The following is an 8772-nucleotide window of genomic DNA, read 5'->3' as shown; positions in this document are numbered from 1 at the left end:
GTGGTGTTCTGTGTAGTTGATCGACAATCACCTTCCCGTTGAGCGGGTTCTTCTGCCAAGGGGCAGATGGCGCCGGAATCGGTTCAAGCCTGATGACCTTCTGAACATAAGGGATTTTAGTATTTTCAGGTATGCTCATGAAACGTTTTTTCAGTTTAAAGTCGCAGAGATGAATATTATCGGATCGATCGATACTTCAGGCAGAGGGAAGAGGTGTATCGGCATCGGCATACACCAGGCAATCGTGGCCTCGATGCTTGTTTTGGCAGGGTTGTTATGCTTCGGTTCTTCCAGGGCAGGAACCCTGAAGGGTACGGCGGTTTACCGGGAGCGTATTCTGCTTCCTCCCGGCGCGGTTTTCGAGGTCGAGCTGCAGGATATCTCTCGTGCTGGTGCGCCCGCTGTCGTTCTTGGCCGCTATACGCGCGATCCTGCCGGCCATCCGCCTTTCCGCTTCGAAATCGCCTATGACGATGCGGCTGTTCATCCATTTGGCCGCTACAGCGTTCGCGCGGCCGTAAGGCATGAGGGGCGTCTATTGTTCACTACGGACAGAATCTATCGCGTGCTTGACGGCAGCGGCAAGCCGCTGAAGCTTCTGCTTGTTTCTGCGGGGGCGAAGGCGACGGTGGTAAGGGTGCAGGGCGGAGAGAAACCGGCCGTCGTTTTAGGGGAAGGGAGTTGATCCGTCAACTGTTACTCGTATCGTCAGCGGACGGATTAAAAAGATCGGGCGCCGCACTTTCAGCGATCTCCATTTCGTCTGTATCCGACATCAATATCCGTTCGGCCTTTTTCCAGTCTTCTTCCGGCAGGTTATTGGATGGGCAGCCCCGCTCCTGCCAGAATTTATAGGCAAGCGTGCGAATATCGTGCTCGGTGAAATTCGGCATGGTCGGGTTTCCTTGAGTTATAGGCGATTGGGTGGTTATGGTGCTCAAATGGCGTTCCAATGCAGAATAAGATAGCCGTTTTCATTCGTAAAAGAAGCTGATTACCGTTATTTTTTCGAAACAGGAGATCTTCCCGGAATCGATTCGGGATGGGATCTGCCAGTATTGCCGAGGCTGAATCCGGAAGCGGATATGACCCCGAAGATGCCGGGAAAATGACGGAAGAAACACGATGCAGACCTGATAACATTGAATTACAGAATCCGGATGGATAGTGAGCATAAAAAAATCGGGCGCGCTTCGCGTGAGGCGAGCTGTTCGGATTGCGGGCTTCTGAACTGTTACCGGCAGGAGAGCCGGTTTCCTGATTTCTGCCCGGGCGAGAGTATAGGGAAGCAGGCTCTTGAAGGAATTACCGGGCGCTACTGTGCCGAGGATGAGGATGCCCGCGCAGCGAAAGCCGCTGCAGAGGTCGAGGGGCTCTATTACGGCAAGCTGACTCGCGTCGAAGAGGTTCTTGCGTTTGCCCGCCGTATCGGCGCCCGTAAAATAGGACTTGCCACCTGCGTCGGGCTCGTCGAAGAGACCCGTCTGTTTTCGAAAATGCTCAGGCAGAACGGCTTCGAGCCGTATGCGGTGCTTTGCAAAATCGGATCGGTCGACAAGACGGAAATCGGTATCGACGAGGAGCTTAAGCTTCGTCCGGAGAGCTTCGAAGCTCTTTGCAATCCGCTGCTGCAGGCGAAAATGCTCAACGAGTGGAAGTCGGACCTGAACGTGGTTATCGGCCTCTGCGTAGGACATGATGCCCTTTTCTGCCGACATTCCGAAGCACTGGTTACGACGCTCATAGTCAAGGACAGGGTGCTCGCTCACAACCCGGCTGCCGCCCTCTATACCAGCCGCTCTTACTACAAGCGGGTGATGGAGACGGGGAGAAACCTGTAGGATGGAATTTTAATAAAACGAGCACGTATGGCTGCGCTATCGTCGTGCAACCCCATATTCCGAATTCGTCGATGCAACGTTACCGGTTCTGAGGTCAGATAAAGGGAATAGTGTTTTGTAATTGCCGTATTTTGCTTTTATTAATTGTCAATTCCTCCCTGTCGTAAATGACTACTTTATACAGCGGTTATTCAGTAATCATGTTTCGTTCTGATTTGTCGATGCTGCGGCGAAAATATCGGTGCTGATTTCATAGCTGTCGGCCGATATCGACCATCGCCTGCTTATCCATTCCGGTATTGCGTCGTCTCGCTTCATCATTCGTCTGAATGCTCGTGCTACCGGGCATGTGTTCAGGTCGGGGCATCATGGCTGAGGAACCGGGCCGAGCTTGTTTTCCGGCGAAACGCGACGGGGCAATTGGCGGTACATTAAATAGATGCAAGCTGTAATCAACAGACATGATCGATCAGTTTTTTCCCCAGATTCTTTTGCTGCTTGGTATAGCGGTTGCTGTGGTGATCTTTTTTCAGAAGATGCATATTCCCTCAAGTATCGGCTATCTTCTTGTCGGGGTATTGCTTGGACCTTATACGGCCGTTTCGGTGCTCGATGTGCAGCCAATCAGGGAGCTTGCGGAATTCGGTATCGTTTTTCTTCTTTTTACCATCGGCCTCAACTTTTCCCTTCCGCAGATCCATGCACAGGTTCTGTTCGGATCTCCGCTGGCACTCGATCAGGCTGAGGAATCTCTTCTGGGTTGACTCATGATAATCTTGTTTCAACAAAGCGAAATCGGCCGCATCGGTATCGCAGAGAAGGATGGGGCGATCGCGAACCTCTGTTTTCCTTGTGACGCCGTGCCGGTTGGAGCGGAGTGCGGCGATACGGAACTGCTTCGTGACGCCTTCGGGCAGCTTCATGCCTATCTTCAGGGAGATATCAGGGTTTTCGATCTGCCTCTCGATCCGGCAGGTACGCCGTTTATGCGGAAAGTCTGGCGCCATGTCGCCGCTGTGCCATATGGCTGCACGGCTTCGTACCGCGATATCGCCATGGCTGCCTGTAGACCGAAGGCCTGGCGCGCCGTGGGTATGGCTAACCGCCGAAACCCCATTCCGCTTTTCATTCCCTGTCACCGAATCGTCGGCAGCGACGGAAAGCCGACCGGTTACCGCGGCGGAATCATGCTGAAGCAGGCCCTGATTGACCTGGAGCGCTGCCGATATGGTCCGGAATTCCCGGACAGTTTTCTGCCGATCCCTTAGGGGCGGTCGGTGCCAGGCTGTTCTCCCTCCGCCTCATTCATCTTCTTTGGAACCGGTTGCTTTTGAAGAAGTTGAAGATCGTCTTGTCCTTCCGACAATTTTCCCGGGTCTTTCTGTTTCGCTGCAAGGTTAAAAAAAATGAGAAAAGGTATTGCTGGCTATTACATCTTAATAAAAGTACATTCGAGTAAGAATAGTCCATTAATACGAGGCTTTGCCGTCAATATGCGTGGCTTTCGCGAGAGATCTCTTTACGATAGTGTTCAGAAAGTGCAATGTTAAGGGAGAATCGTCTATCGTATTTGCTGCCGGTTCGTTTTATGTTCATATCTGGATTGTGCAAGAAAAGATTTTGCAGGTTATAGTTAACAATTGATGAAAGAGACGTGGATCCCAAGCATGATATTCCGCTCGCCCGCCTTGAGAACAGCTTTTTTGAAATAGCCGAGTTCAGGGATTTAGGGCCTGAAATCGTACGTGAGCATCATCGGCACGATTTTTTTGAAATTCTCTGGGCAACCTCTTCGACCCAAAGCGTTCATTACATCGATTTCGAACCGCATCCTGTCGAGGCTGGCCTCATGTATCTGATGGCTCCCGGTCAGGTGCATGCCTACACAGGGCCATCGCCTTCCGGATGCTTTATCGCCTTCTCGGTCGATTTTTTCAGCAGCATCATGGAACCGGAGTTGACCATTCTGTTCAATCCTTTCGTCAACCGCGCCATCAGAATACCCGACGAGTCAGTTACGGCCATGCAGATGCTTGTCGATCTGATGTTTCTTGAATACAGAGGGAAAAATAATTTCTGCATTCAGCAGGTCTATCTCAAGGCTTTCCTTTTGCATGTTGCCCGTCTTCATCAGGAGGAGAATTTTTCGTTCGACAAGAACGGCAAGCGAATGAGCCTGTTGTTCGAACTGATAGAGAAGCATTTCCGCTTCGAACGCCATGCGGAGTTTTACGCGTCGGCTCTCGGCATCACCCCGAAACGGCTGAACGAGATTCTTCACGAGAAGTTCGATGTGACGCTTACGCGCATTCTGCATTCGCGGCTCATTCTGGAAGCGAAACGCGAAATCGCTTATGGACGAAAGAGTTTCAAGGAGATATCGTTCGATCTGGGGTTCAGCGACCAATCTTATTTCAGCAGGTTTTTCAAGACTCAGACCGGCTTCATGCCGGCTGACTTCCGCAAGCATATCGTATCCCTTTCAAGTACCGGCAATGGATTGATGCCCATTAAATAAATGAGAAAATGACGATGACGATGACGATGCTCTGCAGATCTTTTCGGCGTATGACGATTCTTGCGGCGTTTTACGCGCTGCCGTTCGCATCTGCCGGTTGCGGCGGTAGCGACGGGACAGACGGGGGTCCTCAGGCCATGGAACTCGCCGCTTTAAAGCTGCGTACCGGATCGGCAGTGGTGATGCAGGAATATCCGGCCAGGATCGAGGGGAAGGCGAATGTCGAAATCCGGCCTCAGGTGGACGGCATTCTTGAGAAGATATACGTGGATGAGGGTTCGCTGGTTAAAGCAGGGCAGCCGCTTTTCCGTATAGACGGCAGTCTCTATCGCGAACAGTACAATCAGGCGGTTGCCGCGCAGCATTCTGCTGAAGCCGCGGCTGCAATAGCAAAGCTCGATGTGGACAAGCTCGCTCCTCTGGTGCAGAACAAGGTGGTTTCCGATATCCAGCTAAAGGCAGCGAAGGCGTCGTTTCAGGCGGCACAGGCCAACGTGGAGCAGGCGAGGGCCGCAGCGCATTCTGCCCGCATCAATCTCGGTTATACGGTTATCAGCGCGCCGACGGGCGGCTATATCGGTACCATTCCGTTCCGCACCGGAAGCCTGGTCGGACGGAGCGCCAGCAAACCTCTTACCTTGCTCTCTGACGTGCGTGAAGTGTATGGTTATTTCAGCATGAGCGAGGCCGATTTCATGCAGTTCCGCCGCCAGTATGCCGGCGCGACTATCGAAGAGAAGATCCGCAGCGTTCCTCCGGTGACGCTGCTTCTTGCCGATGGGAGCGCTTACGGGAAAAAAGGCGTGCTTGAAATGGTTGGCGGTCAGTTCGACGAATCGACGGCGGCTATTGTTCTCAGGGCGGTGTTTCAAAACGAAAACGGCCTGCTTCGTACAGGCAATACTGGTCGGATTCGGCTTGAAAGCCGTTTCGAGGGGATTATACTTGTTCCTCAGGCAGCTACCGTAGAAATGCAGGACAAGGTTTTTGTTTTCAGGCTCGACCAAAAGGGCCAGGTGCGCCGCACTGCTTTCACGGTAACTGGCAAAAGCGGTAACAGCTATATAGCCGGACCGGAGCTGAGGCCAGGCGACGTGATTGTGACGAGCGGTCTCGGCAGGCTCCAGGACGGCATGCCGGTTAAGCCTGTTTTCGATGCGGAAGCAGGGAAGTAATGAGGAGGATGAGATTAATCGATGGTTTAACATTCCGAGTCAATGTTTGAAAAATTCATAACGCGTCCCGTACTTGCTACCGTCATCTCCATAGTGCTGGTTATTCTCGGTATTGTGGGCATGACGAGACTTCCGGTTACGCAGTTCCCCGATATCGCTCCTCCGAGTGTTGTCGTTACGGCCATGTATCCCGGTGCGAGCGCCGAAACCATTGCCCGTTCGGTTGCTCCTTCGCTCGAGGAGGCAATCAACGGCGTCGAGAATATGACCTACATGACCTCGACCTCGGGTAACGATGGCATGCTCACCATTACGGTTTACTTCAAGCTCGGCACTGATGCCGACCAGGCTGCGGTAAACGTGCAGAATCGCGTCTCACAGGCGCAGAGCCAGCTCCCTTCTGCGGTCATCGAGCGCGGCATCACAACGGTGAAGCAGCAGAACAGCATGATCATGGTGATCAGTCTCATCAGCGATAGCCCGAATTACGATGAGACCTTTCTGCAGAACTATGCCAAGATCAACCTGATTCCGGATATCAAGAGGGTGCCGGGCGTCGGCCAGGCAACAGTGTTCGGCAACAAGGACTACTCCATGCGCATATGGCTCAGGCCGCAGCAGCTTGCAGCCTACAACCTGACTCCGGCGGAGGTGGCGGCGGCCATTCAGTCGCAGAATATCGAGGCCGCGCCGGGCAAGTTCGGCGAGGGGAGCCGGGAAGCCATGGAGTTCATCATCAAGTACCGCGGCAAGTTCAATACGTCGGAGGATTTCGGTAATATCATCATTCGTTCGGGCCAGGACGGCATGCAACTCCGGCTCAGTGATGTGGCCCGCATCGAGCTTGGTTCCTACGACTACACGGTAAATTCGAAGGTGGACGGCCGACCTTCGGTAACGATGGCGATCTACCAGGCGGCGGGTTCCAATGCCAACGCTATCCAGACCGAGCTGCAGCAGGTGCTCGACAAGGCAGCGGCATCCTTTCCGGAGGGTATAAGCCATGCAGTGCCTTACAGTACGAAAAAATCTCTCGACGAGTCGATCGAACAGGTGGTGCATACCCTGCTCGAAGCCTTTGCGCTCGTGTTTCTCGTGGTTTTCATTTTTCTGCAGGATTTCCGTTCGACGCTCATTCCGGCCATTGCCGTGCCTGTAGCCATTATCGGCACCTTTTTCTTCATGAACCTGTTCGGCTTTTCCATCAATCTGCTGACGCTCTTCGCGCTTGTGCTCGCAATCGGGATTGTGGTGGACGACGCCATCGTGGTGGTCGAGGCGGTGCACGCAAAGATGGAACACCGGGGACTTGCCGCAACGCCGGCGACCGCTTCGGCCATGAGCGAGATCACCGGGGCGATCATCTCAATTACGCTGGTGATGTCGTCGGTGTTTCTTCCTGTAGGGTTCATGGAGGGGCCAACGGGGGTGTTCTATCGGCAGTTCGCTTTTACCCTCGCTACGGCGATCCTGATTTCGGCGGTGAACGCGCTGACTTTGAGTCCGGCGCTCTGCGCTCTTTTTCTTGCCGCTCCGGCAGATGGAAGCAAAAAGAAGCATGTTATGTTCAAGGGCTTCGGCGAGCGGTTCTTCAGCGGGTTCAACGCGGCGTTCAGAACGCTTACTGAAAAGTATATTAAAAGTTTGCGCTTTCTCATCGACCATAAGTGGCTGAGCCTGGGCGCTCTCGGCGCGGTGACGTTACTGACGTTTTTCTTTTTCCGTACGACGCCGACCGGCTTCATTCCCGACGAGGACAACGGTTTTGCCATGATTACCGTGACGCTTCCTCCCGGCGCTTCACTCGAACGCACCAACGAGGTGCTTAAGGGTGCCGATGCGCTGCTGCAGGGTGAAGAGAGCGTCGAGCGGGTGATATCGGTGTCGGGCGTGAATATCATATCGGGGGCGAATTCCCCTTCGGCAGGCATCATGTTCGTTCAGCTCCGCGATATCGCCGATCGGGGAGCTGTGAAGAATATTCAGGCCATTACCGGAATAATGAACCGGAAGCTCGGCATGCTGTCCGATGCGTCGTTCTATGTACTGACTCTTCCAACCGTGCCGGGTTTCGGGAATGTGAGCGGCGTGGAGTTCGTGCTGCAGGATCGCACGGCAGGCAGTCTGCAGAAGTTCGGCGATATCGCCGGCGGGTTTATCGGGGCGCTCATGCAAAGGCCTGAATTCGCTTTTGCCTTTACTCCGTTCAATACCGGCTATCCGCAGTATGAACTTGTAGTCGATCCAGGCCGTGCCGAACAGCTCGGAGTCAGTACTGCGGATGTCATGACCGTCATGCAGGGGTTGTACGGGGGCATGCAGGCGTCGGATTTCAACCGTTTCGGCAGGTACTATCGGGTGATCATGCAGTCCGAAGCTGCCGACAGGTCGGATCCTGCCTCGCTGCAAGGTGTTTCGGTGAAAAACCGGTCGGGCTCGATGGTACCCCTGACCTCGGTGGCCTCGCTCAAACGGGTCTACGGTCCTGAAACCGTCGATCATTTCAACCTGTTCAATGCTATCGGCATTACCGCCAACGTCAATCCGGGTTACAGCACGGGTCAGGCGATCGATGCCATCGAGGAGGTGGCAGCCCGGACTCTTCCGGCGGGTTACAGTTACGACTGGAAAGGCATGAGCCGCGAAGAGACCGGATCTGGCGGCAAGGCCGCGGCCATTTTCGTGCTCTGCCTCGTATTCGTCTATTTCCTGCTTGCCGCTCAGTACGAAAGCTACATTCTGCCGCTTGCGGTGATGCTTTCCATTCCTACCGGTCTGCTCGGCGTGTTCATGGGCATCAGGCTGGCAGGAATCGACAACAATATCTATGTTCAGGTGGCGATCGTCATGCTGATCGGTCTTCTGGCCAAGAACGCCATTCTGATCGTCGAATACTCCATTCAGCGCCGAAGGGCGGGAAAGGATCTCGTTATGTCGGCGCTCGAAGGATCGAGGGCAAGACTCCGTCCTATCCTCATGACCTCCTTCGCATTCGTGGTAGGTCTGCTGCCGCTGCTTTGGGCTTCCGGCCCTTCGGCGCTCGGCAACCATTCCATCGGGTGGGCTGCCGTCGGCGGCATGCTCAGCGGCGTGCTGCTCGGCATTTTCATTATTCCCGTGCTCTTCGTGATATTTCAGGCTTTTCAGGAGCGCCTCACCGGCCCGGCCCATCCTATCGAGGTGGTCCATGCTCCGGTGCTTGACGATACGGACGACGCTCCCGATTATTAACGATTTC

At 54.1% G+C, this 8772-nt stretch carries 9 protein-coding genes; 7 read left to right on the top strand and 2 right to left on the bottom strand.

What is annotated here, in order from left to right:
* The first annotated feature begins 169 nt into the window (after window positions 1-169).
* Complete coding sequence (locus K4305_RS10915; protein ID WP_331562477.1) at window positions 170-685, top strand: YbaY family lipoprotein; 516 nt, start codon at window positions 170-172, stop codon at window positions 683-685.
* A 4-nt stretch (window positions 686-689) separates the two neighbouring features.
* On the opposite strand, the gene K4305_RS10910 is transcribed toward K4305_RS10915, so the two are convergent.
* The gene (locus K4305_RS10910; RefSeq protein ID WP_331562476.1) at window positions 690-893 is read right to left on the bottom strand and encodes a DUF2934 domain-containing protein; all 204 of its coding nucleotides are present in this window, start codon (window positions 891-893) and stop codon (window positions 690-692) included.
* A 267-nt stretch (window positions 894-1160) separates the two neighbouring features.
* Here K4305_RS10910 and K4305_RS10905 point away from each other — a divergent pair, with 267 nt between their 5' ends.
* Window positions 1161-1841, top strand: coding sequence for a DUF1847 domain-containing protein (locus K4305_RS10905; protein ID WP_331562475.1), 681 nt, complete (start codon window positions 1161-1163; stop codon window positions 1839-1841).
* A gap of 198 nt (window positions 1842-2039) precedes the next feature.
* Here the strand turns inward: K4305_RS10905 and K4305_RS10900 are convergent, their stop codons facing one another.
* On the bottom strand, window positions 2040-2162 hold the full coding sequence (locus K4305_RS10900) for a hypothetical protein (protein WP_331562474.1): 123 nt from the start codon (window positions 2160-2162) through the stop codon (window positions 2040-2042).
* A 140-nt stretch (window positions 2163-2302) separates the two neighbouring features.
* On the opposite strand from K4305_RS10900, the gene K4305_RS10895 reads away from it, so the two are divergent.
* From K4305_RS10895 to K4305_RS10875, 5 genes are all read left to right on the top strand, one after another.
* A complete protein-coding gene (locus K4305_RS10895; protein ID WP_331562473.1) occupies window positions 2303-2605 on the top strand; it encodes a cation:proton antiporter domain-containing protein in 303 nt (100 codons plus the stop codon).
* A gap of 3 nt (window positions 2606-2608) precedes the next feature.
* Complete coding sequence (locus tag K4305_RS10890) at window positions 2609-3109, top strand: methylated-DNA--[protein]-cysteine S-methyltransferase (protein ID WP_331562471.1); 501 nt, start codon at window positions 2609-2611, stop codon at window positions 3107-3109.
* Window positions 3110-3495: 386 nt separating this feature from the next.
* Window positions 3496-4359 carry a helix-turn-helix domain-containing protein gene (locus K4305_RS10885; RefSeq protein ID WP_331562470.1) on the top strand — a complete coding sequence of 288 codons (864 nt, stop codon included), beginning with the start codon at window positions 3496-3498 and terminating at the stop codon, window positions 4357-4359.
* A gap of 50 nt (window positions 4360-4409) precedes the next feature.
* Entirely contained in the window at window positions 4410-5534 is a 1125-nt protein-coding gene (locus K4305_RS10880; protein ID WP_331562469.1) for an efflux RND transporter periplasmic adaptor subunit, read from the top strand.
* A gap of 42 nt (window positions 5535-5576) precedes the next feature.
* Window positions 5577-8765: an efflux RND transporter permease subunit gene (locus K4305_RS10875; protein ID WP_331562468.1), complete on the top strand. Its 3189-nt coding sequence runs from the start codon at window positions 5577-5579 to the stop codon at window positions 8763-8765.
* Window positions 8766-8772 lie beyond the last annotated feature (7 nt).

Origin of the sequence: Chlorobium sp., from assembly GCF_036528655.1 — a bacterium.
Classification (GTDB): domain Bacteria; phylum Bacteroidota; class Chlorobiia; order Chlorobiales; family Chlorobiaceae; genus Chlorobium.
This window is presented reverse-complemented; position numbering and strand designations above follow the sequence as displayed.

Coding starts and splice junctions, on each gene's coding strand:
- K4305_RS10905 (WP_331562475.1), top strand. CDS start 1,161: ATGGATAGTGAGCATAAAAAAATCGGGCGCGCTTCGCGTGAGGCGAGC.
- K4305_RS10895 (WP_331562473.1), top strand. CDS start 2,303: ATGATCGATCAGTTTTTTCCCCAGATTCTTTTGCTGCTTGGTATAGCG.
- K4305_RS10880 (WP_331562469.1), top strand. CDS start 4,410: ATGACGATTCTTGCGGCGTTTTACGCGCTGCCGTTCGCATCTGCCGGT.
- K4305_RS10900 (WP_331562474.1), bottom strand. CDS start 2,162: ATGATGAAGCGAGACGACGCAATACCGGAATGGATAAGCAGGCGATGG.
- K4305_RS10890 (WP_331562471.1), top strand. CDS start 2,609: ATGATAATCTTGTTTCAACAAAGCGAAATCGGCCGCATCGGTATCGCA.
- K4305_RS10915 (WP_331562477.1), top strand. CDS start 170: ATGAATATTATCGGATCGATCGATACTTCAGGCAGAGGGAAGAGGTGT.
- K4305_RS10875 (WP_331562468.1), top strand. CDS start 5,577: ATGTTTGAAAAATTCATAACGCGTCCCGTACTTGCTACCGTCATCTCC.
- K4305_RS10910 (WP_331562476.1), bottom strand. CDS start 893: ATGCCGAATTTCACCGAGCACGATATTCGCACGCTTGCCTATAAATTC.